The following is a 23,767-nucleotide window of genomic DNA, read 5'->3' as shown; positions in this document are numbered from 1 at the left end:
TCGGAGCGCCTTTCACCTGCATATCCACCCCTGGGAGAGCCTGCCGCGACAGGCCCGCGACCTGCGGGAAGTCGCCACCACGGGTGAACGATCGGCTACGGAAACGGGCCGGTTTCCGGCACTCAGTCCCGCTCCCTGAGCACCAGGGTCCGCAGTGCCCGGACAAGTGACGCGGCCGCCTCTTCGTCGAGCGGCGCGAGGAAACGGCGCTCCGCCGCGCGGCGCGCCTTTTCGGCCTGGCACAGGCAGTCCTGACCCGCCGGTGTCAGTTCGACGATGTTCTTACGGCGGTCCTGGGGGCTGCGCCGCCGCTCCACCAGGCCGTGGTCCTCCAGGCCGTCGATCAGCGACACCATCGTGGTGCGGTCGACCCCGAGCCGCCCGGCGGCCTCGACCTGCGACAACGGCTCCCCTTCGGCGAGCACCACCAGGACGGCCAGCTCATGGCCGTCCACTCCGTGCGGCGCCAGCGCCTCGGCCGACGTCCTGGCCAGTTTCGCCTGGGCGTGCTTGAGGAGGTAGCCGAGCCGGGACTCCAGGGGGGTGGGCTGCTGATCGTTGGCCATTCGTCGACTGTATCCCGACTGAATCCTCCATCTGATCGTCAGCAAGCCTGACGATTGGCTAAGCTGACGGCCATGACGGACAAGGCAGACACGACCACCGTGCGCTTCGGGATCAAGACCACCCCCATGCATGTGTCGTACGAGGACATCCGACGGGTCTGGCTGGAGGCCGACACCGTTCCGGAGATCGCGGATGCCTGGCTGTGGGACCACCTGCTGCCGGTCGCCGGACCGAAGGACGGGCAGATACACGAGGGCTGGACCGTGCTCAGCGCACTCGCCGCGCAGACGCGGCGGCTGCGGCTCGGGCTCCTCGTCACCAGCAACCGCGTCCGTCCGCCGGCCCTGCTCGGCAAGATGGCGTCCACGGTGGACGTGATCTCGGGCGGACGTCTCGTGCTCGGGCTGGGGGTCGGCGGCACGCATCAGCCGCCGGGGGCCGGAGGCGTCGAGGGCGCCAATCCGGCGATCGCGGAGTACGAGGCGTACGGCCTCTCACTGGTCCCGCCGGGTGAGGGCCTCGCGCGGCTCGCGGAGACCGTCGAGATCCTGAAGGGGATGTGGACCCGGGACGTCTTCGACTTCGAGGGCCGCCACTACCGGCTCCGGGGCACGCGGTGCGAGCCGAAGCCCGTGCAGCGGCCCGGTCCCCCGCTGCTCATCGGCGGCTGGGGCACCCGGCTTCTGCGGCTGGTCGCCCAGCACGCAGACATCTGGAACGTTCCAGGGCCGCCGCACAACACCGTCGAGTACGTCGCCGAGCGTGCCCGCGTCCTCGACGCGCACTGCGCCGAACTGGGCCGGGATCCGGGCGGGATCACGCGTTCGGTGCAGGTCCTCGTGTCGTACGACGATCCGGCAGCGACGCGGGAGACGGTCGGCCGGCTCGTCGACGCCGGGATGAACCACATCGTGCTGAGTCTGCCGCGTCCCTATCCGCGGGGTGTGGCGCGGTGGTTGGCCCACGAGATCATCGCCGGGCGGCACCCGGTGGACGCGAGTGCCGCCCGGCCGCCGGTCACGGCATGAGCTGGTACTCCGGGAAATTGCCCGGCAACCGCTCCCCCACCGGTCCGTGTGTCACCGCGCGGACGAGGAGTTCGCCGCCGACGAAGGCGCCCCGCCAGGAAGCGCCGAACCCGCCGAACAGCTCGTCGCGGTCGCCGCGGGAGCGTGGCTTGCCGTGGCCGACCTTGAACGCGCGGATCTGCGGGGCCAGTCGGTCGTAGGTCGCGCGGTCGTCGGTGGACAGGGTGGCGACCAGCGCGCCGTTGGACGCGTTCATCGCGGCGAGCAGTTCCGCCTCCGTGTCGACCAGGACGATGGTGTCGACCGGGCCGAACGGTTCCGCGTGGTGCAGCGGGGACGACGGGGGCGGATTGAGGAGCGTGACGGGACGGACGTACGCCGAAGTGTCCTGCCCTGGAAGGAAGTTGGCCTCGGACAGCTTGCCGCGGTGCAGCGGTACGGCGCCGCGGTCGATCGCCTCGGCCACCTGGTCGTGGAGTTCCTTCGCCTTGGCCGCGTTGATCACCGGCCCGAAGTCCAGTTCCGGATACGGGTCTTGGGCGTGCCGGACCGCAAGAGGGTGGCCTACACGGAGAGTTCGGACCGCAGGGAGGTAGGCCATGAGGAACTCGTCGAACAGCTCACGCTGGACGACGAAGCGCGGGTACGCCGTGCAGCGCTGCTTGCCGTAGTCGAAGAGCTTGGGGATGACCGCGGTGAGCGTGTCCCAGTCCGTGTGGTTCCAGATGCCCCAGGTGTTGAGTCCTTCCTGTTCGAGGATGTGCCGCTTGCCCAGGTCGGCGACGGCCGTGGCCACCGCGGCTCCGGTGTCGCGGCCGCCGACGAAGGAGACGCAGCCGATCTCGGGCGCGCGGACCAGTGCCTCCGACAGTTCGCCTCCGCTGCCGCTGACGAGGGTGACGGGAATCCCCTCGCGCGCGGCGAGCGCGGCGGCCAGGGTGAGGCAGGCGACGCCGCCGTCGGTCGGGGTCTTGGCGATGACCGCGTTCCCCGCCAGTGCCTGCACGAGCATGGCGTGGACGAGCACGCTCATCGGGTAGTTCCAGCTCGCGATGTTGGACACCGGGCCGTCGAGCGGGGTGCGGCCGGCGAGCATCGGCTCGATGCCGTCGACGTACCAGCGCACACCGTCGATGGACCGGTCCACGTCCGCCTGCGCGAGCCGCCATGGCTTGCCGATCTCCCAGACCAGCAGCAGCGCGAGGAGTTCGCGGTGCTCGGTCAGGGCATCCAGCGTGGCGGCCACGCGGGCGCGCCGCTCGTCGAGCGGGACGTGGTGCCAGGCGCGGTGCTGGTCGAGGGAGGCGCGTACGGCCTGGTGGGCGGTGGACCGGTCCAAGCGGGGCGGGCCGGCGATCGGGCTGCCGTCGACGGGACTGGTGGCGGGCAGGGCCCGGCCGTCCCGCTGCCAGGCCGCGTTCCAGAGGTTGAGGACACGGTCGTCCTGGAACGCCTCGGGCGCGACGGCGAGACAACGCCGCCAGGCGTCACTCCAGGACGTGCCCGCTTTGAGGGTCGGGGGATGAACAGTGAGGCTGGGGCTAAGGGTTGATGCCATGCTTCGGCTCCGCTCTCGGTGCACAGTCGGGGCGGGGTGAGGCAGGAACGGTCCAACGTACGAACTGTCGTACAGATGAAGCTAGTTGCGCTCGAAGGAGCGCAACAGTCACGGCACCTCAACTATGAGTGACGTCACGTGCCGCTCACAGGAGGGTCCAGTGCCTCTTACGGAAGATCCAGCCGGTCCAGCACCAGCCGCGCGGTCTCCGTCGGCGTCCTTCCGACCTTCACTCCTACGGCCTCCAGCGCCTCCTTCTTCGCCGCCGCCGTACCGGAGGAGCCCGACACGATGGCGCCCGCGTGGCCCATGGTCTTGCCCTCGGGTGCGGTGAAGCCGGCGATGTAGCCGACGACCGGCTTGGTGACGTGGTCGCGGATGTACGCGGCGGCGCGTTCCTCCGCGTCGCCGCCGATCTCCCCGATGAGGACGACGAGTTCGGTGTCGGGGTCGTCCTGGAACGCGGCGAGGCAGTCGATGTGGGTCGTGCCGACGACGGGGTCGCCGCCGATGCCGACGCAGGTCGAGAAGCCGATGTCCCGTAGTTCGTACATGAGTTGATAGGTGAGCGTGCCCGACTTGGAGACCAGGCCGATACGGCCCGGCTTGGTGATGTCGGCGGGGATGATGCCCGCGTTGGCCTGGCCGGGGGTGATCAGGCCGGGGCAGTTGGGGCCGATGACCCGGGTGCCCTTCGACGTGGCGTACGCCGTGAAGGCGACCGAGTCGTGGACGGGGATGCCCTCGGTGATGACGACGGCCAGGCCGATGCCCGCGTCGGCGGCCTCGATCACGGCCGCCTTCGCGAAGGCGGGCGGCACGAACACGACGCTGACATCGGCTCCCGTCGACCGCATACCGTCGGCGACCGACCCGAAGACCGGCACGGCTCGGTCGTCGAAGTCGACGGTACGTCCGGCCTTGCGCGGGTTGACGCCGCCGACGACGTTCGTGCCGGCCGCGAGCATCCGGCGGGTGTGCTTCATGCCCTCGCCGCCGGTCATGCCCTGGACGAGGACCTTGCTCTCCTTGGTGAGGTAGATCGCCATGTCCCGGCTCCTTAGCGTGCGTTGGCGAGGTCGGCGGCGCGGCGGGCGGCGCCGTCCATGGTGGTGGCCTGCTGGACCAGCGGATGCGCGTGCCCGTCGAGGATGGCCCGGCCCCGGGCCGCGTTGTTTCCGTCGAGCCGGACTACCAGCGGCTTGGTCAACTGCACGGATCCCAGGGCCCGTACGATGCCGTCGGCCACCGCGTCGCATGCGGTGATCCCGCCGAAGACGTTGACGAACACCGACTTCACGGCCGGGTCGGAGAGGATGACGGACAGCCCGTCCGCCATGATCTGGGCCGACGCCCCGCCGCCGATGTCGAGGAAGTTGGCGGGCCGGGCGCCGCAGCCTGCGACCACGTCGAGCGTCGACATGACCAGGCCCGCGCCGTTGCCGATGATGCCGACCTCGCCGTCGAGCTTGACGTAGTTGAGCCCCTTCGCGGCGGCGGCCGCCTCCAGCGGATCGTCGTGCGCCGCCCCCTCGGCACCCCAACGCGCCTGCCGGAAACGGGCGTTGTCGTCGAGAGTGACCTTGCCGTCGAGGGCGAGGATCTGCCCCTGCTTCGTCCGGACGAGCGGGTTCACCTCGACGAGGACTGCGTCCTCGCGGACCAGCACCTCCCACAGCCGCACGAGGACGTCGACGGTCTGCGGCGGCAGGCCGGCCGCTGCGGCGATCTCGCCCGCCTTGGCCGAGGTGACTCCCTCGGCCGGGTCGATGTGTATACGGGCTACCGCATCCGGTCGGCTGGCGGCGATCTCCTCGATGTCCATACCGCCCTCGGCTGACGCGATCGCGAGGAAGCGGCCGGCCGCGCGGTCGAGGACGTAGGAGACGTAGAACTCGCTCTCGATGTCGACGGGTTGGGCCAGCATCACCTTGCCGACCCTGTGGCCCTTGATGTCCATGCCCAGGATCTGCCGGGCCGTGAGTTCGGCGGCGGCCGGGTCGGCGGCGAGTTTGACCCCACCCGCCTTGCCTCGTCCACCGGTCTTCACCTGGGCTTTCACCACCACTCGCCCACCCAGCCTGCGAGCGATCTCCCGTGCCTCCTTGGACGAGGCGGTGACCTCGGCCCGGGGCACCAAGATGCCGTGTTCCTCGAAGAGTTCCCTTGCCTGGTGCTCGTACAGGTCCATCTCGGCTCCTGACTTAAAAGTGCCGCACGCCCCCTGGACACCACCCACCGGATGCGGGATAACAAGCTTCATACAGTATTCGTCGACTGTATGCAATGTACCGCGAGAGCGTTCCAACCCCTACGAAGGGACAGGACTTCGCCATGCCCGACGACACCCAGGACGTGATTTCCGGTGGTCATCTCGTCGCCAAAGCCTTGAAGGCCGAGGGGGTCGACCGCATCTACACCCTGTGCGGCGGCCACATCATCGACATCTACGACGGCTGCGTCGACGAGGGCATAGAAGTCGTCGACGTACGCCACGAACAGGTGGCAGCCCACGCGGCGGACGGTTACGCGCGGATCACCGGCAGGCCCGGCTGCGCGGTGGTCACCGCGGGGCCCGGTACGACCGACGCCGTCACCGGTGTCGCCAACGCCTTCCGCGCCGAGTCCCCGATGCTGCTCATCGGCGGCCAAGGGGCCCTCACCCAGCACAAGATGGGGTCCCTCCAGGACCTGCCGCACGTCGACATGATGACGCCGATCACCAAGTTCGCGGCGACCGTGCCGGACACGGCACGCGCCGCCGACATGGTGTCGATGGCGTTCCGCGAGTGCTACCACGGCGCGCCCGGCCCCTCCTTCCTGGAGATCCCGCGCGACGTCCTCGACGCGAAGGTGCCGGTGGGCAAGGCGCGGGTGCCGAAGCCCGGGGCGTACCGAGCCTCGACCCGCTCGGCCGGCGACCCCGAGGCGATCGAGAAGCTCGCCGACCTGCTGGTCCACGCCGAGAAGCCGGCGATCCTGTTGGGCAGCCAGGTGTGGACAACTCGCGGCACCGAGGCGGCCATTGACCTCGTCCGCACCCTCAACATCCCCGCGTACATGAACGGCGCGGGGCGCGGCACCCTCCCGCCCGGCGACCCGCACCACTTCCAGCTGTCGCGCCGGTACGCCTTCTCCAACGCCGACGTCATCGTCATCGTCGGCACGCCCTTCGACTTCCGCATGGGCTACGGCAAGCGGCTCTCCCCCGACGCGACCGTCGTGCAGATCGACCTCGACTACCGCACCGTCGGCAAGAACCGCGACATCGACCTCGGCATCGTCGGCGACGCGGGGCTCGTGCTGAAGTCGGTCGCGGAAGCCGCCTCGGGACGCCTCAACGGCGGTGCGTCCAGGCGCAAGGAGTGGCTCGACGAGCTGCGCGCCGCCGAACAGGCCGCGATCGAGAAGCGGTTGCCCAGTCTGAAGTCGGACGCGTCACCGATCCACCCCTACCGCCTGGTCAGCGAGATCAACGACTTCCTCACCGAGGACTCCATCTACATCGGCGACGGCGGCGACATCGTCACCTTCTCCGGCCAGGTCGTGCAGCCCAAGTCGCCCGGCCACTGGATGGATCCGGGCCCGCTGGGCACCCTCGGCGTCGGCATCCCCTTCGTGCTGGCGGCCAAGCAGGCACGGCCCGACAAGGAGGTCGTCGCGCTCTTCGGCGACGGCGCGTTCTCCCTCACCGGCTGGGACTTCGAGACCCTCGTCCGTTACGACCTGCCCTTCGTCGGCATCGTCGGCAACAACTCCTCGATGAACCAGATCCGTTACGGCCAGGCCGCCAAGTACGGCCTGGAACGCGAGCGGGTCGGCAACACCCTCGGCGACGTCCACTACGACAAGTTCGCCCAGATGCTGGGCGGTTACGGCGAGGAGGTCCGCGACCCCGCCGACATCGGCCCCGCGCTGCGACGCGCCCGCGAGTCGGGCAAGCCGTCGCTGATCAACGTCTGGGTCGACCCGGACGCGTACGCCCCCGGAACCATGAACCAGACGATGTACAAGTGAGGTGAACGGCCATGACCGCCAGGGCACTTGAGGGCATCCGCGTCCTCGACATGACGCACGTCCAGTCCGGCCCCTCCGCGACCCAACTGCTCGCCTGGCTCGGCGCCGACGTCGTCAAGCTGGAGGCACCGACCGGCGACATCACGCGCAAGCAGCTGCGCGACCTCCCGGACGTCGACTCGCTCTACTTCACGATGCTCAACTGCAACAAGCGGAGCATCACCCTCAACACCAAGACCGAGCGCGGCAAGGAGATCCTCACCGAGCTGATCCGGCGCTCCGACGTCATGGTCGAGAACTTCGGGCCGGGCGCGGTCGACCGTATGGGGTTCACCTGGGATCGCATACAGGAGATCAATCCCCGCATTGTGTATGCGTCCATCAAGGGCTTCGGGGACGGCCCGTACACCAACTTCAAGGCGTACGAGGTCGTCGCGCAGGCGATGGGCGGGTCGATGTCGACAACCGGCTTCGAGGACGGGCCGCCGCTGGCGACGGGCGCTCAGATCGGTGATTCAGGCACAGGAGTGCATACAGTAGCCGGGATACTGGCGGCACTCTTCCAGCGTGAGAGCACCGGCCGAGGTCAGCGGGTCAACGTCGCCATGCAGCACGCCGTGCTGAACCTGTGCCGGGTGAAGCTGCGCGACCAGCAGCGTCTGGCGCACGGGCCGCTCGCCGAGTACCCGAACGACGACTTCGGCGACGAGGTGCCCCGCTCGGGCAACGCGTCCGGCGGTGGTCAGCCCGGCTGGGCGGTGAAGTGCGCGCCGGGCGGCCCGAACGACTACGTGTACGTCATCGTGCAGCCGGTCGGCTGGAAGCCGCTCACCGAGCTGATCGGCCGGCCCGAGCTGGCCGAGGACCCCGAGTGGTCCACGCCCGAGGCCCGGTTGCCCCAGCTCTCCAAGATGTTCCAGCTGATCGAGGAGTGGTCGTCCACGCTGCCCAAGTGGGAGGTTCTGGAGCGGCTCAACGCCCACAACATCCCGTGCGGGCCGATCCTTTCGACCAGGGAGATCATCGAGGACGAGTCGCTGGTCGCCAACGAGATGGTCGTGACGGTGCCGCACCCCGAACGCGGCGAGTTCGTCACCGTCGGCAGCCCGCTCAAGCTCTCCGACTCCCCTGTGGACGTGACCAGTTCACCGCTGCTCGGCGAGCACAACGAAGAGGTCTACATCGGCGAACTCGGTCTCGGAGACGAAGAGTTGCGCCTCCTCAAGTCGAACGGGGTGATCTGACGTGATGGCAGAGGACCGGGTCCTGAAGGTGCGGGCGCTTCTCGACTCCGTGCGGGCCGAGGGGCGGTTCGCGCTGACCGCGCCCGAGGGCAAGGTGATCGCCGACGCGTACGGGATCGCCGTACCGGGCGAGGAGTTGGCGACGGACGTCGACGAGGCGGTGGCGTTCGCGGCCCGGTTCGGCGGGCCCGTCGTGATGAAGATCGTCTCTCCCGATATCCTGCACAAGACCGACGCCGGCGGAGTGATCGTCGGAGTGGAGGGCGCGGCGGACGTACGGGCCGCGTTCCACAGGATCGTCGACAACGCGCGGGCGTACGACGCCGGCGCCCGCATCGAGGGTGTCCAGGTACAGGAGTTGCTGCCACAGGGGCAGGAGGTCATCGTCGGCGCGGTGACCGACCCGACGTTCGGGAAGGTCGTCGCGTTCGGGCTCGGCGGGGTGCTCGTCGAGGTGCTCAAGGACGTGACGTTCCGGCTCGCGCCCGTCAGCCCGGACGAGGCGCTGTCGATGCTGGACTCGATCCGCGCGGCGGAGATCCTGCGCGGGGTGCGCGGCGCACCGGCCGTCGACCGGTGGGCGATCGCCGAGCAGATCCGCCGGGTGTCCCAACTGGTCGCGGACTTCCCGGAGATCGCCGAGGTGGACCTCAACCCGGTGATCGCGACTCCGGAGGGTGCGGTCGCCGCGGACATCCGGGTGATCCTCGCCGAGTCGCAGCCGGTACCCCGTCGACGGTATACACGCGACGAAATCCTGACGACGATGCGCCGGTTGATGGAGCCGACCTCGGTCGCCGTGATCGGTGCCTCGAACGAGCAGGGCAAGATCGGCAATTCGGTGATGCGCAACCTCGTCGACGGCGGCTTCGCCGGGGAGATCCATCCGGTGAACCCCAAGGCCGATGACATTCTGGGCCGCAAGGCGTACAAGAGTGTCACGGACGTTCCCGGTGAGGTGGATGTGGCCGTCTTCGCCATTCCCGCCAAGTTCGTGGCAGCGGCACTGGAGGAGGTGGGACGCAAGAACATCCCCAACGCCGTCCTCATCCCCTCCGGGTTCGCCGAGACCGGCGAAGTCGCCCTCCAGGACGAGATCGTGGCGATCGCCGAGCGCTACGGCGTGCGCCTCCTCGGGCCGAACATCTACGGCTACTACTCGACCTGGCAGGACCTGTGCGCCACGTTCTGCACGCCGTACGACGTGAAGGGCGGGGTGGCGCTGACCTCGCAGTCCGGTGGCATCGGGATGGCGATCCTGGGGTTCGCGCGGACCACGAAGACGGGGGTGTCGGCGATCGTCGGGCTCGGCAACAAGTCGGACCTGGACGAGGACGACCTGCTGACCTGGTTCGGCGAGGACCCCCACACCGAGTGCATCGCGATGCACCTGGAGGACCTCAAGGACGGCCGCGCCTTCGTGGAGGCAGCCCGAAAGACCGTACCCCGTAAGCCAGTTGTGGTACTGAAGGCGGGTCGTACGGCGGCAGGCGCGAAGGCCGCCGGGTCGCACACGGGCGCGCTCGCGGGCGACGACGCGGTGTACGAGGGCATCCTCAAACAGGCCGGGGTCATCCGCGCCCCCGGGCTCAACGACATGCTGGAGTACGCGCGCGGCCTGCCCGTGCTGCCAACTCCCAAAGGTGACAACGTAGTTATCATCACAGGCGCCGGAGGGAGTGGCGTACTCCTCTCCGACGCGGTGACCGACAACGGCCTTTCCCTGATGGAGATTCCGCCGGATCTGGACGCGTCCTTCCGGAAGTTCATCCCGCCCTTCGGGGCCGCGGGCAACCCGGTGGACATCACCGGGGGCGAGCCGCCGTCGACGTACGAGGCGACGATCCGGCTGGGACTTGAGGACCCGCGCATCCACGCGCTGGTGCTCGGTTACTGGCACACCATCGTCACTCCCCCGATGGTCTTCGCGGAGCTCACCGCCCGCGTAGTGGCCGAGTTCAAGGAACGCGGCATCGAGAAGCCGGTGGTGGCGTCACTCGCGGGTGACGTCGAGGTCGAGGAGGCCTGCCAGTACCTGTACGAGCGCGGGGTCGTGGCGTACCCGTACACGACCGAGAAGCCGGTGGCCGTGCTCGGCGCGAAATACCGATGGGCCCGCGCGGCAGGGCTGTTGGGCGGTGGTTCATGACGTGAGCCGACGCGGGGCCGGCCGACAGTGCGGTCGGCCGGCCCCGGGGACCCGTGCGCACGCGAAAGGCATTGGACAGGGGGCGCTGGCCAGAACTTTCGACGCAAGGGGCACTGAGCGATGGCACCAACGGACTACCAAACGTCCGCCCCCTACAGGGAGGTGACGGACCGTCACGGCCGTGTGTACCGCATCGGTGAATCCGATGTCGACATCATGGGCCGGGCGCGCAAGTGGATGGTCGTCCTGCCCTGGGTGGGCATGATGGGCATCAGCTCCGCCGAGTACGCGTTCACGTCGGCGGAGGACACGCTCCACGACGCGCATCTGTGGAGCAGTGGACACATCTTCTGGCTGATGGGCGTCTGGGTGTTCTTCCAGGCGGCCGTGGCCTTCCCGGCCGGGCAGTTGCGAGAAAGTGGCAAACTCCCCGCCCGTACGGCCATGTTGATCGGCGCGCTCGGCACCCTGCTGGGCTATCTGGCGCTGGCGTTCGCGCCGAACGTGCTCGTCGCCTACTTCGGCTTCGGCATGTGCAGCGGTATCGGCGCCGGTCTTGTGTATGCGACCTGCGTGAACATGGTCGGCAAGTGGTATCCGGAGCGCAAGGGCGGCAAGACGGGCTTCGTCAACGGCGGATTCGCCTACGGGTCCGTGCCGTTCGTGTTCCTCTTCACCTCCGTGCTCGACCTCGGCAACTACAAGGTGCTGCTGAGCCTGGTCGGCGTAGGCCTGTGCCTGGTGGTGGCCTCGGCGGGCTGGTTCTTCCGCGATCCGCCGAAGAACTGGTGGCCCGCGCACGTCGATCCGCTCACGGCGGCCCAAGACCCCAGGATCCGGCGGGCGTTGGAGAAGAACCCGCCGGCGGTCAAGCAGTACACACCCAAGGAGGCCGCCCGTACCCCCGTGCTCTGGATGATGTGGTTCTGTCTGCTGTGCACGGCCGGCATCAACATCTTCGGCATCGCCTTCCAGGTGCCGTTCGGCAAGGACATGGGCTTCGCGGGCGGGATCGTGGCCACGGCGATGTCCCTGAAGGCGATCGTGAACGGCACCGGGCGCGGTGTCATCGGCTGGATCTCCGACCGTTTCGGCCGCCGCCACACGCTGATCATCGTGTGTCTCGTGCTCGGCACAGCGCAGTTCGGCGTGCTGGTGTCGGGCCAGATGGGCAGCATGCCGTTCTTCCTGTTCTGCTCCATGGTCTCGGGTTTCGGCGGCGGGGCGATCTTCCCGCTGTTCGCGGCCATGACGGCCGACTACTTCGGTGAGAACAACAACGCCAGCAACTACGGGATGGTCTACAGCTCCAAGCTGATCTCGGGGCTCGTCGGCTCCGGTCTGGGCGCGGTCGTCGTGGGTGAGTGGGACTACCACGGCGCGTTCGTCCTGGCCGGTTCGGTGGGCCTGGCCTCCGCGGTGCTGGCGCTCTTCCTCAAGGCTCCGGGCAGGCCCAACGCCCGGCGCATCGTGCCCAATCCGCACCCGCTCGGCGAGGAGATGGCGTGACATGACCGCAGATCCCATCACCACGAACGAATCCGGCGCCGCGAACCGTCCCTACCGTGAAGTGACCGACGCCCACGGCCGCGTCTACCGCGTCGGCGAGACCGACCGGGACATCCTCGGCCACTCACGCAAGATCATGATCTATCTGCCGTGGATCGCCATGATGGCGATCAGTGTCTTCGAGTACGCGTACGGCTCCGCGGAGGACACGCTGTCCAGCGCGCACGGCTGGACGCAGAGCAACACCTTCTGGATCCTGAGCATTTGGGTCTTCTTCCAGGCCGGCATCGCCTTCCCGGCGGGCTGGATGCGGGAGAAGGGCATCCTGTCGGCCCGCAGGGCGATGTACGTCGGCTCCGTGATGTGCGTCCTCGGCTTCCTCGCCCTGTCCCACCTGGACAACGTGTGGCTGGCGATCATCGGCTTCGGCGTCATCGGCGGCATAGGCGCAGGCCTGGTCTACGCGACCTGCATCAACATGGTCGGCAAGTGGTTCCCCGAACGGCGGGGCGCCCGCACCGGGTTCGTCAACGGCGGCTTCGCCTACGGCTCGCTGCCGTTCATCTTCATCTTCAACTACGCCTTCGACACCGGGAATTACCACCGCGTCCTGGACCTGATCGGCTGTTACATCCTGATCGTGGTGTTCGGGTGCGCGTTCTTCTTCAAGGACCCGCCGAAGAACTGGTGGCCCGCCGACATCGACCCGCTGACCTACGGCGGCAACGACAAGAGCGCGACGAGCCTCGCCAAGAACCCGCCCGCCGTAAAGCAGTTCACCCCCAAGGAGGCCATCCGCACGGGCATGCTGCCCCTGATGTGGCTGTCCATCGTGCTGACCGCCGGGGTGTCGATCTTCGGGATCTCCTTCCAGGTCGACTTCGCCAAGGACGTCGGTTTCGGCCCGCTGGTGGCGGCCTCCTCCATGGGCATCATGGCCGTCATCAACGGCATCGGCCGCGCGGTCGTCGGCTGGCTGTCCGACCTGTGGGGCCGCAAACTCACCCTGGTCTTCGTCATTCTGGTCCTGGGCCTCGCCCAGTTCGGCGTGATCTGGGCCGGCCATCTGCGCAGCGAGTGGCTGTTCCTGTTCTTCGCCTTCCTCTCCGGCTTCGGCGGCGGCGCCTTCTACCCGATGTTCGCCGCGCTGACCCCGGACTACTTCGGCGAGAACTTCAACGCCACCAACTACGGCCTGGTGTACAGCGGAAAGCTCGTCAGCGGTCTCTTCGGCGGCGGACTCGGCTCCATGGTGGTCGCGGCCTGGGGCTACAACGGCGCGTACGCACTGGCCGGCGGAGTCTCGATGGTGGCGGCGGCGATCGCGTTGCTGCTGCGTCAACCGGGGCGCGGCGACAGGGAGTTGACCCAGGTTCCTCAACCACAGCCCGCGGCCTGACAGTTCGTACGACACGGTCGCCGACCTGGACCTGCCCCTGCCCGATGGCCCTCCCCGAGGGGAGGGCCATCGCCTTCATGCCTGTCGGCGCGTCAGGAGGCGTACCGGGCTCAGGACTTGGCGCGCTCGTGATACGACCGCCGGGTGTGCTCGGTGTGTTCACGCATCAGCAGGCCGGCACGCAGCTCGTCGCGGGCGGTGATCGCGTCGATCAGGGTGCGGTGCTCGATCCACGACGTCAGGCCGCGCTGACGGGCCACTGGCGTGTAGTACCAGCGGACCCGGCGGTCGACCTGCGCGGCGAGTTCGGCGAGGACGGCGTTGCCCGCCAGCTCCATGATCTTCGCGTGGAAGCGGGCGTTCATGGCGACGGCGGCGTCCACGTCGTCGGCGTCGACGGCGCGCTCACCCTCCGCGCACAGCTCCTCCAGGACGGTGATCCCGGCGCTGCCCGCGTTGACGGCGGCGAGGCGGGCGGCCTCGGCCTCCAACAGCGTGCGTACGGTGAGGAGTTGGTCGGCCTCCTCCTCCGTCGGCTCGTGCACGAACGCGCCCTGGGCGGGCCGTAGATCGACCCAGCCCTCGGTGTTGAGCCGCTGCAGCGCCTCGCGCACCGGCTGCCGGGACACCCCCAGGTGCCCGGCGAGTTCGCTCTCGACGAGATGCTGACCGGGCTGCAGGGCGCGGGTGGTGATGAGTTCGAGCAACGCCTCGTAGACGCGGTCACGCAGCGGGCCCGGGCGTTCGAGTTTGGGCACCGCCCCCTGCGGCAGTCCTTGCGACAACATCGCGGTCCCCCTCCTGGGCAACATCGGCATTTTGCAGACAGTAGCCAGCAGACAGTCGCCGTACATGGCCGTACGACCAAGTATCGATTGTCTATCGTCTACAGTCTACGGCGCACAGTAGCCAGAGGGTGCGGAAGTCGGCCTCGTCACATCCGAGGTCATACCTGAGCGGGTGCGCAGGTCACGGGCAGCGGACGACCTGGCCGGCGTACGACAGGTTCCCGCCGAAGCCGAACAGCAGGACGGGGTCGCCGGTGCGGATGGCACCCTGTTCGACGAGTTTCGAGAACGCGAGGGGGATGCTGGCGGCCGAGGTGTTGCCCGATTGGACGACGTCGCGGGCGACGACCGCGTTGACGGCGCCGATCTTCTCGGCGAGGGGCTCGATGATGCGCAGGTTCGCCTGGTGGAGGACGACGCCGGCGAGGTCGGCGGGGGTCAGGCCCGCCTTCTCGCAGGCCTTGCGGGCGATCGGCGGGAGCTGGGTGGTGGCCCAGCGGTAGACGCTCTGGCCCTCCTGCGCGAACCGCGGGGGCGTGCCCTCGATCCGTACCGCGTGTCCCATCTCGGGCACGGAACCCCACAGCACCGGTCCGATGCCGGGTTCGTCGGCGGCCTCGACGACGGCGGCCCCCGCTCCGTCGCCGACGAGGACACAGGTCGTACGGTCGCTCCAGTCGGTGACCTCGGACATCTTGTCGGCGCCGATGACCAGGGCCCGGGTGGCCGCTCCCGCGCGGACGGCGTGGTCGGCGGTGGCCAGGGCGTGGGTGAAGCCGGCGCACACGACGTTGACGTCCATGGCCGCGGGCGACGGGATGCCGAGGCGGGCGGCGACGCGCGCGGCCATGTTCGGGGAGCGGTCGATGGCCGTGGAGGTGGCGACCAGGACCAGGTCGATGTCCCCGGGCGTCAGGCCCGCGGCGGCGAGGGCCTTGGCGGCGGCGTGCGCGGCCAGCTCGTCCACGGGTTCGTCGGGCCCGGCGATGTGTCGCGTCTGGATGCCCACCCGGGAGGTGATCCACTCGTGACTCGTGTCGACCATGCCCGCCAGGTCCTCGTTGCTGAGTACCTTGGCGGGCTGGTAGTGGCCGACGGCGGCGATCCGCGTGCCGTTCATGGGTGGTCCCCCTCGTTGCCTTGGGTAGCGGGATCCACCAGTCTTGCCAGTGACTCGCGGGTACGACGGCAGGTGATGCCACAGGAAACAACCGTCCGGGTTGTCGGCTTCTGTCATCCATCCTGTGATTGGCGGTGTCGCCCGAACATTCAGCCGGTGAACAGCTGCTTCGCCTTGAGGACGAGTTCGTACAGGCCGTACGCGAGCGGTGCGCCCACCCAGAGCCAGGCGAAGGCGATGAGCGGCCGTCGGTCAGGCGGACTCTGACTGCTGTCGTTCGACATCGGCGGCCTCCCTCGGGGCGGGGATGTGGTGGCGGACGTTGACGGGCTTGACGAGCTCGTTCGCGACGAAGCCGATGACGAGCAGCCCGATCATGATGATGAAGGACGTGTCGTAGAGGGACGCGCCGTGCTTGCCGGCGGCCTTCTGGTGGTCGGCGATCCAGTTCACGATCAGCGGTCCGAGGACACCGGCCAGGGACCAGGCGGTGAGCAGCCGGCCGTGGATCGCGCCGACCTGGTAGGTCCCGAAGAGGTCCTTCAGGTAGGCGGGCACGGTCGCGAAACCGCCGCCGTAGAAGGAGAGGATCACCAGCGCGCACAGGATGAACAGCGGCTTCGAGGAGTCGCCGAACAGGGCGATGAGCGCGTACATGACCGCTCCGACGCCGAGGTAGACGCGGTAGATGTTCTTGCGGCCGATGAGGTCGGAGGTCGAGGACCAGCCGATGCGGCCCGCCATGTTGGCCGCGGAGAGCAGCGCGACGAAGCCGGCGGCGGCCGACACCGTGACGGGGGTGGAGGAGTCCGCGAAGAAGTCCGTGATCATCGGGGCGGCCTTCTCCAGGATGCCGATGCCCGCGGTCACGTTCATGCACAGGACGACCCACAGGCACCAGAACTGCGGGGTGCGTACAGCGCTGTTGGCCGAGACCTGCACGCCGGAGAGGACGCTGGGCGCGTTCTCGACGGGCTTGTCGGTGCGTGGCACCCGCACGAGGAACACGCCGAGTGTCATGAATACCGCATACGAAAGACCGAGTACGAGGAACGACTGGGCGATGCCGGTGTTGTCGGAGCCGAACGACTTCAGCATCTGAGCCGACCACGGGGAGGCGATGAGCGCGCCGCCGCCGAAGCCCATGATGGCGATGCCGGTGGCCATGCCGGGGCGGTCCGGGAACCACTTGATGAGGGTCGAGACCGGTGAGATGTAGCCGATGCCGAGGCCTATCCCGCCGACGAAGCCGTAGCCGAGGACGATCAGCCAGAACTGTTTCGTCTCCGCACCGAGCGCGGAGATCAGAAAGCCGGAGGAGAAGCAGACGAGGGCGACGGTCATCGCCCAGCGCGGCCCGTTGCGTTCGACGAGGGTGCCGCCGAACGCGGCCGACAGGCCGAGCATGACGATCGCGAGCTGGAAGGGCAGGGCGCTCTGTGTGCCGCTGAGGTTCAGTGAGGATTCGAGCGGCGGCTTGAAGACGCTCCAGGCGTAGGCCTGGCCGATGGAGAGGTGTACCGAGAGGGCGGCGGGCGGAACCAGCCAGCGGCTCCACGCCGGGGGTGCGACTGGGGGACTCATGATCCCGGACGGTAGGGAGTGGCAAGGGAGTTGAGAAGGCGGCGCGTCGACCGTATGCGATGAGCGGTATGCAGAGTGCGCCGAACGGTCGCCGCGGAGTTCCGACTCCCGCCTCGCGCCCCGGTTCGCGCGTCTGAACTCGCTCCTCTCCCACGCCTGTTCTCGTCCGGCGGGCGAGCCTCAGCCCTGGACGGACTCCGCGATCCGCCGGGCGGCCTCGGCGGGGGTGAGGTGCGTGGTGTCGACGACCTCCGCCTCACGATGGAGCCAGGTGCGGGCCGCTTCGGCGTACGGCTCCAGGTATCGCAGACGGAACGGGGAGTTGGGGCCAAGGACAGTGTCACCCGCGATACGCCCGCGGAGCGTGTCCTGGTCGGCGTGGAGGACGAAGTGCCGTACGGGGATGGCGTGTTGGGCGAGACCCGCGCTGATCTCACGCCAGTACTGCTCCACCAGGACCGTCATGGGCACCACCAGGGTGCCGCCGGTGTAGTCGAGGACGCGGCGGGCGGTCTCGACGACGAGTGGTCGCCATGGCGGCCAGTGCTGGAAGTTGTCCGTCGCGGGCAGTCCCGGCGTGATGTCCATGAGTGTCTCGCCGACCTTCTCGGCGTCGAACACCCGTGAATCCGGGAGCAGTCGCTGCACGAGCGGGCTGGTCGTGGTCTTGCCCGCGCCGTGGGTGCCGTTGAGCCATACGATCATGGACCCGACGCTAGCGCGGCCCGGGCCGCGGGCTCAGGGATACAGCGCGATCAGGGGCACAGCGCACCGTCCCTGTCCGAACTCTTGCCGACCCATCTTCCATACTGTAGACAATATTTCGTCGACACTGTTCGGCCAGGGTTCCGCCCGGCGCCGTCGGGGCGGCACCCACCTCCGCGGTACTCCCTCGACCGAACGGAGAGTCTCCAGTGAGAGTCGCAGTCCTCGGCGCCGGTGCGATCGGTGCCTATGTCGGCGCCGCGCTGCACCGTGCGGGCGCCGATGTGCATCTCGTCGCCCGTGGACCGCATCTCGCGGCCATGAGGCAGCACGGCGTCCAAGTCCTCAGCCCGCGCGGCGACTTCACCGCCCGCGCCCATGCCACCGACGACCCGGCCGAGATCGGCCCGGTCGACTTCGTCCTCCTCGGCCTCAAAGCCAACTCGTACGCGGCGTGCGGGCCGCTGATCGAGCCCCTGCTGCACGACACCACGGCGGTCGTGGCCGCCCAGAACGGCATCCCCTGGTGGTACTTCCACGCGCACGGCGGGCCCTACGACGGGCAGCGCATCGAGAGTGTCGACCCGGACGGCGCGGTCAGTGCGGTGCTCGCGCCCGAACGGGCCGTCGGCTGTGTGGTCTACGCGGCAACGGAGCTGGCGGGACCGGGAGTTGTGCGCCATCTCGAAGGCACCCGCTTCTCCGTCGGCGAGCCCGACCGCAGCGTCTCGGCGCGCTGTCTGGCGCTGAGCGAGGCCATGCGGGCGGGCGGGCTGAAGTGCCCGGTGGAGCCGGATCTGCGCAACGACATCTGGCTCAAGCTGCTCGGCAACATCTCCTTCAACCCGATCAGCGCGCTGGCCCGCGCCACCATGCGGCAGATGTGTCTGCATGGCGGCACCCGCAAGGTCATCGAGATCATGATGACCGAGACACTGTCCGTCGCCGGGGCGCTGGGCTGCGAGGTCGGCGTCTCCATCGAACGGCGGCTGGCGGGCGCGGAACGCGTCGGCGACCACCGCACCTCGACCCTTCAGGACCTGGAGCGCGGCAAGCCGCTCGAACTCGACGTACTCCTCGCCGCGGTGGTCGAGTTGGCGGAGATCACCGGTGTGGAGGTGCCGACCCTGCGCACCGTGCATGCCATCTCGGACCTGCTCGCGCTGAGGAGTGCCGCATGAGGAGATACGAGTGGGCCGCGAGCCCACTCCGCACATGCAGGACAATGAGAGCGGGAAGGTCATCTCGCCGCACGACGGCCCGGTGACCCGCGGCACCCTCCGCAGCAAGGGCCGTTTCGGCCACCAGCACGTACAGAACCGGGGCTGATCAGGACATGGGACGAGTCACGGAACGACGCAAGGTGACCCGTATCCGGGACGGCGTGGTCACCAGCCGCCCGGACACGCTCGTCGCCGAGGAACCCCTGGAGATCAGGCTCAACGGCAAGCCGCTCGCGATCACCATGCGCACCCCCGGCGACGACTTCGCGCTCGCCGCCGGGTTCCTGGTCAGCGAGGGTGTACTGGCCAACGCATACGATCTGCAGAACATCGTGTACTGCGCGGGGGCGACCGTAGACGGTTCGAACTCGTACAACGTGGTGGACGTACGGACCTCTCCCGACGTCGTCATTCCGGACATCACGTTGGAACGCAACGTGTATACGACGTCCTCGTGCGGTCTGTGCGGCAAGGCGAGCCTGGACGCGGTCCGTACGACGGCGCGCTGGCCCATCGCCGACACTCCCCCGGTCCGTGTCGAGCCCTCGCTGCTCGCGGGCCTCCCCGACCGGCTGCGCGCGGCCCAGCGGGTCTTCGACCGGACCGGGGGTCTGCACGCGGCGGCCCTGTTCAGCGAGGAGGGCGAGCTGCTGGACGTACGGGAGGACGTCGGCCGGCACAACGCGGTCGACAAACTGGTCGGCCGTGCCCTGCAGAACGGCGACCTGCCGCTGTCCCGGGTGATCCTGCTGGTGTCGGGCCGGGCCTCCTTCGAGCTGGCCCAGAAGGCCGTGATGGCCGGGATCCCGATGCTGGCGGCGGTGTCCGCGCCCTCGTCGCTCGCCGTGGACCTGGCGGCGGAGACGGGTCTGACCCTGGTGGGCTTCCTGCGGGGCAGCAACATGAACGTGTACGCGGGCGAGGACCGCATCGCCCTGCGGGCCGCGGCCGCCCAGGGCTGAGATCCGCGCCCCGCGTCACGGCGGCGGGGCCCCGACCGGCGGGGAGCGCCCCCTGCGCCGCAGGGGCCCCGCCTCAGCCTCACCCTCACTCGCGGCCCCCGCGAGAACCGCGCCCTCAGCCTCTGGCGACCTGCGCGGTCTCCACGAACGCCGTGATCAAGGGTGACCGGCGGGCCGCCTCCCAGGCCAGGATCACCTCGTCGGGTTCCGCGTCGGTCACGGGGACGTAGGTGATGTCGGGGCGGGAGTACTGCTCGGCGACGGAGACGGGGACGAGGGTGATGCCCGCACCGGAGGCCACGGCCTCGAACTTCTCCTCGATGCTGCGGATCGGTACGTCGTCCGGGCCGGGGTTGGCGTACCGCAGCCAGGTCTCGCCGTCCAGGTCGGCCCGCACGAGGTCCTGCTTGCCGGCGAGGCGGTGGTCGGCGGGCAGCATCGCCACCCGGGCCTCGGTGAACAGCGGCAGCAGCGTGAGGCCCTGCTCGCGGATCGGGCGGCGCAGATAGGCGAGGTCGACGGTGCCGTCGAGGATCAGCTGCTCCTGGTCGTCCCATTCGACCCGGCGGGCCTTGACCTCGATGCCGGGGTGGGCGGCACCGTAGGCCCGCAGCGTGTGGGTGATCACGACACCGGCGCGGAAGCCGACGACGAGCCGGTGCGGCCCCCGCGCGGACCGATGTACCCTGCGGCGCGTCGCGTTCGCGGAGGCGAGCAACGCACGCCCGTCGTCGAGGAGTTGGCGCCCGGACGCCGTCAACGTCACCCCGTGACTGTCACGTTCGAAGAGAGTGGCGTCCAAGTCCTTTTCCAGGGCCCGGATCTGACGGCTCAACACCGGCTGCGCGATGTGCAGCTGCTCGGCCGCGCGCCCGAAGTGCAGCAGCTCGGCCACCGCCACGAAGTAGCGCACCTTGCGCAGGTCGAGGTCCATGGGTGCCGCCCTTCCGTGCGCCGTCGGCGATGCCTTCAGGGTATCGCCACCGTCGAAAGAGGTCTTGGACGGCGGGGCGACGACGGCCGCAGGCTGAATGGCGTCACAGCAACGCGCACAACCCGGAAGGGGCAGGACATGGGACTGCGAGGACAGCGGATCGTCGTCATCGGCGGTACGGCGGGAATCGGGTTCGCGGTCGCGGAGGCGGCCGCACGGGAGGGCGCCCGGGTGGTCGTCGCCTCGCGCCGGCAGGAGAGCGTGGACGCGGCGCTGAAACGGCTCCCGGAGGACGCCGAGGGGCGGGTGCTCGACGCGAGCGACGAGAACGCGGTGCGGGCCTTCTTCACGGGGCTCGGCGGCTACGACCATCTGGTCTACACGGCCGGTGAGGCGCTGCTGATGGAGAGCCTCGCCGAGTCCGACCTCGGGCGGGCCCGCGCCTTCCTGGACACCCGGCTGTGGGGCGCCTACACGGCGGTGAAGTACGGCGCCCCGTCGATCCGGGAGGGCGGTTCCGTGGTCCTGACCACGGGCACCGCCGGACGCAGGCCGCTGCCGGGCACGACCGTCGCCGCCGCGCTGTGCGGGGCGATGGAGTCGCTGACCCGGGCGCTGGCCCTGGAACTGGCCCCGCTGCGGGTCAATGTGGTCGCGCCCGGTGTGGTCCGCACCGAGCTGTGGCGGGAGTTGGACGACGAACTCCGGGACGGGCTGTTCGAGTCCGCCGCCGGGTCGTTGCCGGTGGCCCGGGTGGGCGAGCCGGAGGACATCGCCGAGGCGTATCTGTATCTGATGCGCGGCGGCTATACGACCGGCTCGACGGTGGTCGTGGACGGCGGCACGGTCCTCGTCTGACCGCTCCGCCCCCGCGTCAACCACCCGGTCGGCCAACCGACTTGAAGCCCGCTTCAGCCGCCCGGCGCGCAGCCCGCCTCAGTCGCTCGTCCCAAAGCGCACCTCCCCCGCCGTGACCACCGACCCCAGCCGCGGGAAGTCGAGCTTCACCGACGCCTGGTGCTCGGCCGCGGTGAGCGCACTCATCGCGTCCTCGACGAAGACGAGTCGGTGGCCCAGGTCGCCGGCGGCACGCGCGGTGGACTCCACACCGAGGTTGGTGGCGATCCCGCCGAACACCAGGGTGTCGACGCCCCGTTCACGCAGTCGCTCCTCAAGTCCCGTGCCCTGGAAGCCCCCGATCGTCCGCTTCACGATCTCCAGGTCACCGTCCCGGAACAGCCCGTCGGCGAGTCCACTGCCGGCGGGCTGCTCGGTGATGCCGGGACGCTCCACCCGGATCAGCACGACGGGCGCACCGGCGGAGCGGAAGGTGGCCGCCAACTCCTCGGCCACGGCGAGGACTTCGGTTCCCTTGTACGGTTCGAGCGGCAGCGCGACGATGCGGTCCATCAGGTCGACGAGGACCAGGGCGGTGCGCTCGGGGTCGAGAGCCGGCCGGGATTCGACAGTCTGGGGTGGGGTCATGACGGAACGTTAGCTGCCGTCAGCCGTCCGTACCGGAAATCCGGATCAACAGGCCCATGAACTGGTCGCGTTCGGCCTCCGACAGCGGGGCGAGGAGCTGCTCGTTGGCCGCACGGGCCGCCATCTCGCAGCGCTTCAGCAGCCGCGCGCCCTCGGTCGTCAGCGACACCGCGTTCTTACGGCGGTCCTTCGCGTCGGGCTCCCGTACGACGAGGCCGGCGGACTGGAGGTCGTTCAGCACGCCGACCAGATCCTTGGGGTCGAGCCCGACACCGCGGCCGAGGTCGGCCTGGGCGACCGGTGCGAGGTCGCGGACGGCGGAGAGCACCACGTGGTGCCACATCTTCAGCCCCTCGGCCGCCAGCGCGTCGGCGACGAGCGCCCGCCCCCGGGCGGCTGCCCGGCCGAGGAGCCAACTGGGGAGGGAGCGGATCGCGGAGAGAGGTGCTTCGGGCATACGGGCAGCCTAACGAAAAATCGTTGGACCTCCCAACGACATTCCGAATACCATTGGACCTCCCAACGATTCTGGAGGTGCGATGCGTCGTGTCCGGTACGAGTCCACTGGCGGCCCGCTGTTCCTGGAGGACGTCCCCGCCCCCGCACCGGGCCCCGGCGAACTCCTCGTCCGTACCGAGGCGATCGGGGTCACCCTGCCCGTCGTCCGCAAGGTCACCGAGGCGGCCGAGCCGATCCCGCTCGCCGGCGAGATCGCGGGCGAGGTGGTCGCCGTAGGACAGGACGTGACCCGTTTCCGGGCGGGCGAGCGGGTGACCGGGCTCTGCTTCGGGCACGGGTACGCCGACTTCGCGGTCCTGCACGAGGTGATGGCCTCCGCCATCCCCGACGCCGCCTCCGCCGTCGACGCGGTCGCGCTCGTCCGCAGCGGACTGGTGGCCCTGGGCGCGCTGGACGCGGCCCGACCCGAACCGGGCGAGACCGCGCTGATCACGGCCGCGGCGAGCGGAGTCGGCCATCTGGCAGTGCAGTTGGCCAGGGCGCGGGGTGCCGGGCGGGTCGTGGGCGCGGTCTCCGATCCGGCGAAGAGCGACTTCGTGCGGGCGCTGGGCGCCGACGAGATGATCACCTACGACCACCTGGACCGGCCTGGCTGGGGCGAGCCCGTCGACTACGTACTCGACGCGGTGGGCGGCGAGTTGCTCACCCCGGCCATAGCGACGCTCGCCCCGGGCGGGCGGCTCGTGGCGTACAGCTCGGGTGGCGGGACGAGCCGGGCGTACGACCTTCTCGTGGGCGCCAAGTCCGTGATCGGGTTCCAGATGGCGCGGATCGCGCGCGGGAAGCCGGAGTTGTACGAGCGGTGGCGGCAGGAGCTGTGGAGGCTGTTCGCGCAGGGCGCCCTGAAACCGTCCGTGCACGGGGAGTTCGCGCTGGCGGAGGCGGCGAAGGCGCACGAGGTGATCGAGTCGCGGAGCAACCTCGGCAAGGTCGTGCTGCGCCCCTGAGGCACCCCGTCCCCACCTGACGAACACTC

General features: G+C 69.4%; 22 protein-coding genes and 1 pseudogene. 11 read left to right on the top strand and 12 right to left on the bottom strand.

All coding sequences use genetic code 11. The features are described 5' to 3' along the window. Positions 1 to 122 precede the first annotated feature (122 nt). On the bottom strand, positions 123 to 566 hold the full coding sequence (locus ACGFY9_RS25010) for a MarR family winged helix-turn-helix transcriptional regulator (RefSeq protein WP_393757563.1): 444 nt from the start codon (positions 564 to 566) through the stop codon (positions 123 to 125). Positions 567 to 638: 72 nt separating this feature from the next. On the opposite strand from ACGFY9_RS25010, the gene ACGFY9_RS25005 reads away from it, so the two are divergent. Then, positions 639 to 1,595: an LLM class flavin-dependent oxidoreductase gene (locus ACGFY9_RS25005; protein WP_393757561.1), complete on the top strand. Its 957-nt coding sequence runs from the start codon at positions 639 to 641 to the stop codon at positions 1,593 to 1,595. Here ACGFY9_RS25005 and ACGFY9_RS25000 read toward each other — a convergent pair. From ACGFY9_RS25000 to sucC, 3 genes are all read right to left on the bottom strand, one after another. After that, entirely contained in the window at positions 1,585 to 3,153 is a 1,569-nt protein-coding gene (locus ACGFY9_RS25000) for an aldehyde dehydrogenase family protein (protein WP_393757559.1), read from the bottom strand. The genes ACGFY9_RS25005 and ACGFY9_RS25000 overlap by 11 nt on opposite strands. Before the next feature lie 167 nt (positions 3,154 to 3,320). Beyond that, complete coding sequence (gene sucD / locus ACGFY9_RS24995) at positions 3,321 to 4,202, bottom strand: succinate--CoA ligase subunit alpha (RefSeq protein WP_393757557.1); 882 nt, start codon at positions 4,200 to 4,202, stop codon at positions 3,321 to 3,323. An 11-nt stretch (positions 4,203 to 4,213) separates the two neighbouring features. Next, positions 4,214 to 5,344 carry an ADP-forming succinate--CoA ligase subunit beta gene (sucC, locus tag ACGFY9_RS24990; protein ID WP_393757555.1) on the bottom strand — a complete coding sequence of 377 codons (1,131 nt, stop codon included), beginning with the start codon at positions 5,342 to 5,344 and terminating at the stop codon, positions 4,214 to 4,216. Positions 5,345 to 5,487: 143 nt separating this feature from the next. Between sucC and ACGFY9_RS24985 the strand changes: the two genes are divergently transcribed. The 5 genes from ACGFY9_RS24985 to ACGFY9_RS24965 all read left to right on the top strand — a co-directional run bounded on the left by ACGFY9_RS24985 (position 5,488) and on the right by ACGFY9_RS24965 (position 13,471). Then, entirely contained in the window at positions 5,488 to 7,170 is a 1,683-nt protein-coding gene (locus tag ACGFY9_RS24985; RefSeq protein ID WP_393757553.1) for a thiamine pyrophosphate-binding protein, read from the top strand. A gap of 11 nt (positions 7,171 to 7,181) precedes the next feature. Then, positions 7,182 to 8,414 (top strand): formyl-CoA transferase, encoded by a 1,233-nt coding sequence (frc, locus tag ACGFY9_RS24980; protein ID WP_393757551.1) that lies wholly within the window; start codon positions 7,182 to 7,184, stop codon positions 8,412 to 8,414. Positions 8,415 to 8,418: 4 nt separating this feature from the next. Next, complete coding sequence (locus ACGFY9_RS24975) at positions 8,419 to 10,563, top strand: acetate--CoA ligase family protein (protein ID WP_393757549.1); 2,145 nt, start codon at positions 8,419 to 8,421, stop codon at positions 10,561 to 10,563. Between the two features lie 120 nt (positions 10,564 to 10,683). Next, on the top strand, positions 10,684 to 12,072 hold the full coding sequence (locus ACGFY9_RS24970) for an OFA family MFS transporter (RefSeq protein WP_393757547.1): 1,389 nt from the start codon (positions 10,684 to 10,686) through the stop codon (positions 12,070 to 12,072). 1 nt (position 12,073) lies between these two features. Further along, positions 12,074 to 13,471, top strand: a complete 1,398-nt coding sequence (locus tag ACGFY9_RS24965) for an OFA family MFS transporter (protein WP_393757545.1) — start codon at positions 12,074 to 12,076, stop codon at positions 13,469 to 13,471. A 110-nt stretch (positions 13,472 to 13,581) separates the two neighbouring features. On the opposite strand, the gene ACGFY9_RS24960 is transcribed toward ACGFY9_RS24965, so the two are convergent. The 5 genes from ACGFY9_RS24960 to ACGFY9_RS24940 all read right to left on the bottom strand — a co-directional run bounded on the left by ACGFY9_RS24960 (position 13,582) and on the right by ACGFY9_RS24940 (position 17,668). Continuing rightward, entirely contained in the window at positions 13,582 to 14,259 is a 678-nt protein-coding gene (locus ACGFY9_RS24960) for a GntR family transcriptional regulator (protein ID WP_393757543.1), read from the bottom strand. 181 nt (positions 14,260 to 14,440) lie between these two features. Beyond that, on the bottom strand, positions 14,441 to 15,379 hold the full coding sequence (locus tag ACGFY9_RS24955; RefSeq protein WP_393757541.1) for a beta-ketoacyl-ACP synthase III: 939 nt from the start codon (positions 15,377 to 15,379) through the stop codon (positions 14,441 to 14,443). A 149-nt stretch (positions 15,380 to 15,528) separates the two neighbouring features. Then, on the bottom strand, positions 15,529 to 15,663 hold the full coding sequence (locus tag ACGFY9_RS24950) for a hypothetical protein (protein WP_318019845.1): 135 nt from the start codon (positions 15,661 to 15,663) through the stop codon (positions 15,529 to 15,531). Further along, positions 15,632 to 16,963, bottom strand: coding sequence for an OFA family MFS transporter (locus ACGFY9_RS24945; protein WP_393757539.1), 1,332 nt, complete (start codon positions 16,961 to 16,963; stop codon positions 15,632 to 15,634). Before ACGFY9_RS24945 ends, ACGFY9_RS24950 begins: the two co-directional genes overlap by 32 nt. A 180-nt stretch (positions 16,964 to 17,143) precedes the next feature. After that, a complete protein-coding gene (locus ACGFY9_RS24940) occupies positions 17,144 to 17,668 on the bottom strand; it encodes an ATP-binding protein (protein ID WP_393757537.1) in 525 nt (174 codons plus the stop codon). Positions 17,669 to 17,877: 209 nt separating this feature from the next. Here ACGFY9_RS24940 and ACGFY9_RS24935 point away from each other — a divergent pair, with 209 nt between their 5' ends. The 3 genes and pseudogenes from ACGFY9_RS24935 to fdhD all read left to right on the top strand — a co-directional run bounded on the left by ACGFY9_RS24935 (position 17,878) and on the right by fdhD (position 19,853). After that, positions 17,878 to 18,849, top strand: a complete 972-nt coding sequence (locus tag ACGFY9_RS24935; RefSeq protein WP_393757536.1) for a 2-dehydropantoate 2-reductase — start codon at positions 17,878 to 17,880, stop codon at positions 18,847 to 18,849. 10 nt (positions 18,850 to 18,859) lie between these two features. After that, positions 18,860 to 18,997, top strand: a pseudogene (locus tag ACGFY9_RS24930) (Fe-S-binding domain-containing protein); the annotation flags it as partial. A 7-nt stretch (positions 18,998 to 19,004) separates the two neighbouring features. Continuing rightward, the gene (gene fdhD / locus ACGFY9_RS24925) at positions 19,005 to 19,853 is read left to right on the top strand and encodes a formate dehydrogenase accessory sulfurtransferase FdhD (RefSeq protein WP_393757534.1); all 849 of its coding nucleotides are present in this window, start codon (positions 19,005 to 19,007) and stop codon (positions 19,851 to 19,853) included. A 115-nt stretch (positions 19,854 to 19,968) separates the two neighbouring features. On the opposite strand, the gene ACGFY9_RS24920 is transcribed toward fdhD, so the two are convergent. Next, positions 19,969 to 20,787, bottom strand: coding sequence for a LysR family transcriptional regulator (locus tag ACGFY9_RS24920; RefSeq protein ID WP_393757532.1), 819 nt, complete (start codon positions 20,785 to 20,787; stop codon positions 19,969 to 19,971). Positions 20,788 to 20,925: 138 nt separating this feature from the next. Between ACGFY9_RS24920 and ACGFY9_RS24915 the strand changes: the two genes are divergently transcribed. Beyond that, entirely contained in the window at positions 20,926 to 21,645 is a 720-nt protein-coding gene (locus ACGFY9_RS24915; protein ID WP_393757530.1) for an SDR family oxidoreductase, read from the top strand. 78 nt (positions 21,646 to 21,723) lie between these two features. Here the strand turns inward: ACGFY9_RS24915 and ACGFY9_RS24910 are convergent, their stop codons facing one another. Together ACGFY9_RS24910 and ACGFY9_RS24905 are read right to left on the bottom strand one after the other, a co-directional pair. Beyond that, positions 21,724 to 22,272, bottom strand: coding sequence for an isochorismatase family protein (locus tag ACGFY9_RS24910; protein ID WP_393757528.1), 549 nt, complete (start codon positions 22,270 to 22,272; stop codon positions 21,724 to 21,726). A 19-nt stretch (positions 22,273 to 22,291) separates the two neighbouring features. Continuing rightward, positions 22,292 to 22,729, bottom strand: coding sequence for a MarR family winged helix-turn-helix transcriptional regulator (locus ACGFY9_RS24905; protein ID WP_393757526.1), 438 nt, complete (start codon positions 22,727 to 22,729; stop codon positions 22,292 to 22,294). Between the two features lie 82 nt (positions 22,730 to 22,811). Between ACGFY9_RS24905 and ACGFY9_RS24900 the strand changes: the two genes are divergently transcribed. After that, positions 22,812 to 23,738, top strand: a complete 927-nt coding sequence (locus tag ACGFY9_RS24900; RefSeq protein ID WP_393757524.1) for a zinc-binding alcohol dehydrogenase family protein — start codon at positions 22,812 to 22,814, stop codon at positions 23,736 to 23,738. Positions 23,739 to 23,767 lie beyond the last annotated feature (29 nt).

It is taken from the genome of Streptomyces sp. NPDC048504, assembly GCF_043200035.1.
In the GTDB taxonomy this organism is placed as follows: Bacteria; Actinomycetota; Actinomycetes; order Streptomycetales; family Streptomycetaceae; genus Streptomyces.
The sequence above is the reverse complement of the archived record's forward strand: the minus strand, read 5'-3'. Positions and strand labels throughout refer to the sequence as shown.

Bases quoted from the DNA above. Each gene is read 5' to 3' on its own strand.
- ACGFY9_RS25010 (WP_393757563.1), bottom strand. From the start codon at position 566: ATGGCCAACGATCAGCAGCCCACCCCCCTGGAGTCCCGGCTCGGCTAC.
- ACGFY9_RS25005 (WP_393757561.1), top strand. From the start codon at position 639: ATGACGGACAAGGCAGACACGACCACCGTGCGCTTCGGGATCAAGACC.
- ACGFY9_RS25000 (WP_393757559.1), bottom strand. From the start codon at position 3,153: ATGGCATCAACCCTTAGCCCCAGCCTCACTGTTCATCCCCCGACCCTC.
- sucD (WP_393757557.1), bottom strand. From the start codon at position 4,202: ATGGCGATCTACCTCACCAAGGAGAGCAAGGTCCTCGTCCAGGGCATG.
- sucC (WP_393757555.1), bottom strand. From the start codon at position 5,344: ATGGACCTGTACGAGCACCAGGCAAGGGAACTCTTCGAGGAACACGGC.
- ACGFY9_RS24985 (WP_393757553.1), top strand. From the start codon at position 5,488: ATGCCCGACGACACCCAGGACGTGATTTCCGGTGGTCATCTCGTCGCC.
- frc (WP_393757551.1), top strand. From the start codon at position 7,182: ATGACCGCCAGGGCACTTGAGGGCATCCGCGTCCTCGACATGACGCAC.
- ACGFY9_RS24975 (WP_393757549.1), top strand. From the start codon at position 8,419: ATGGCAGAGGACCGGGTCCTGAAGGTGCGGGCGCTTCTCGACTCCGTG.
- ACGFY9_RS24970 (WP_393757547.1), top strand. From the start codon at position 10,684: ATGGCACCAACGGACTACCAAACGTCCGCCCCCTACAGGGAGGTGACG.
- ACGFY9_RS24965 (WP_393757545.1), top strand. From the start codon at position 12,074: ATGACCGCAGATCCCATCACCACGAACGAATCCGGCGCCGCGAACCGT.
- ACGFY9_RS24960 (WP_393757543.1), bottom strand. From the start codon at position 14,259: ATGTTGTCGCAAGGACTGCCGCAGGGGGCGGTGCCCAAACTCGAACGC.
- ACGFY9_RS24955 (WP_393757541.1), bottom strand. From the start codon at position 15,379: ATGAACGGCACGCGGATCGCCGCCGTCGGCCACTACCAGCCCGCCAAG.
- ACGFY9_RS24950 (WP_318019845.1), bottom strand. From the start codon at position 15,663: ATGTCGAACGACAGCAGTCAGAGTCCGCCTGACCGACGGCCGCTCATC.
- ACGFY9_RS24945 (WP_393757539.1), bottom strand. From the start codon at position 16,963: ATGAGTCCCCCAGTCGCACCCCCGGCGTGGAGCCGCTGGCTGGTTCCG.
- ACGFY9_RS24940 (WP_393757537.1), bottom strand. From the start codon at position 17,668: ATGATCGTATGGCTCAACGGCACCCACGGCGCGGGCAAGACCACGACC.
- fdhD (WP_393757534.1), top strand. From the start codon at position 19,005: ATGGGACGAGTCACGGAACGACGCAAGGTGACCCGTATCCGGGACGGC.
- ACGFY9_RS24920 (WP_393757532.1), bottom strand. From the start codon at position 20,787: ATGGACCTCGACCTGCGCAAGGTGCGCTACTTCGTGGCGGTGGCCGAG.
- ACGFY9_RS24915 (WP_393757530.1), top strand. From the start codon at position 20,926: ATGGGACTGCGAGGACAGCGGATCGTCGTCATCGGCGGTACGGCGGGA.
- ACGFY9_RS24910 (WP_393757528.1), bottom strand. From the start codon at position 22,272: ATGACCCCACCCCAGACTGTCGAATCCCGGCCGGCTCTCGACCCCGAG.
- ACGFY9_RS24905 (WP_393757526.1), bottom strand. From the start codon at position 22,729: ATGCCCGAAGCACCTCTCTCCGCGATCCGCTCCCTCCCCAGTTGGCTC.
- ACGFY9_RS24900 (WP_393757524.1), top strand. From the start codon at position 22,812: ATGCGTCGTGTCCGGTACGAGTCCACTGGCGGCCCGCTGTTCCTGGAG.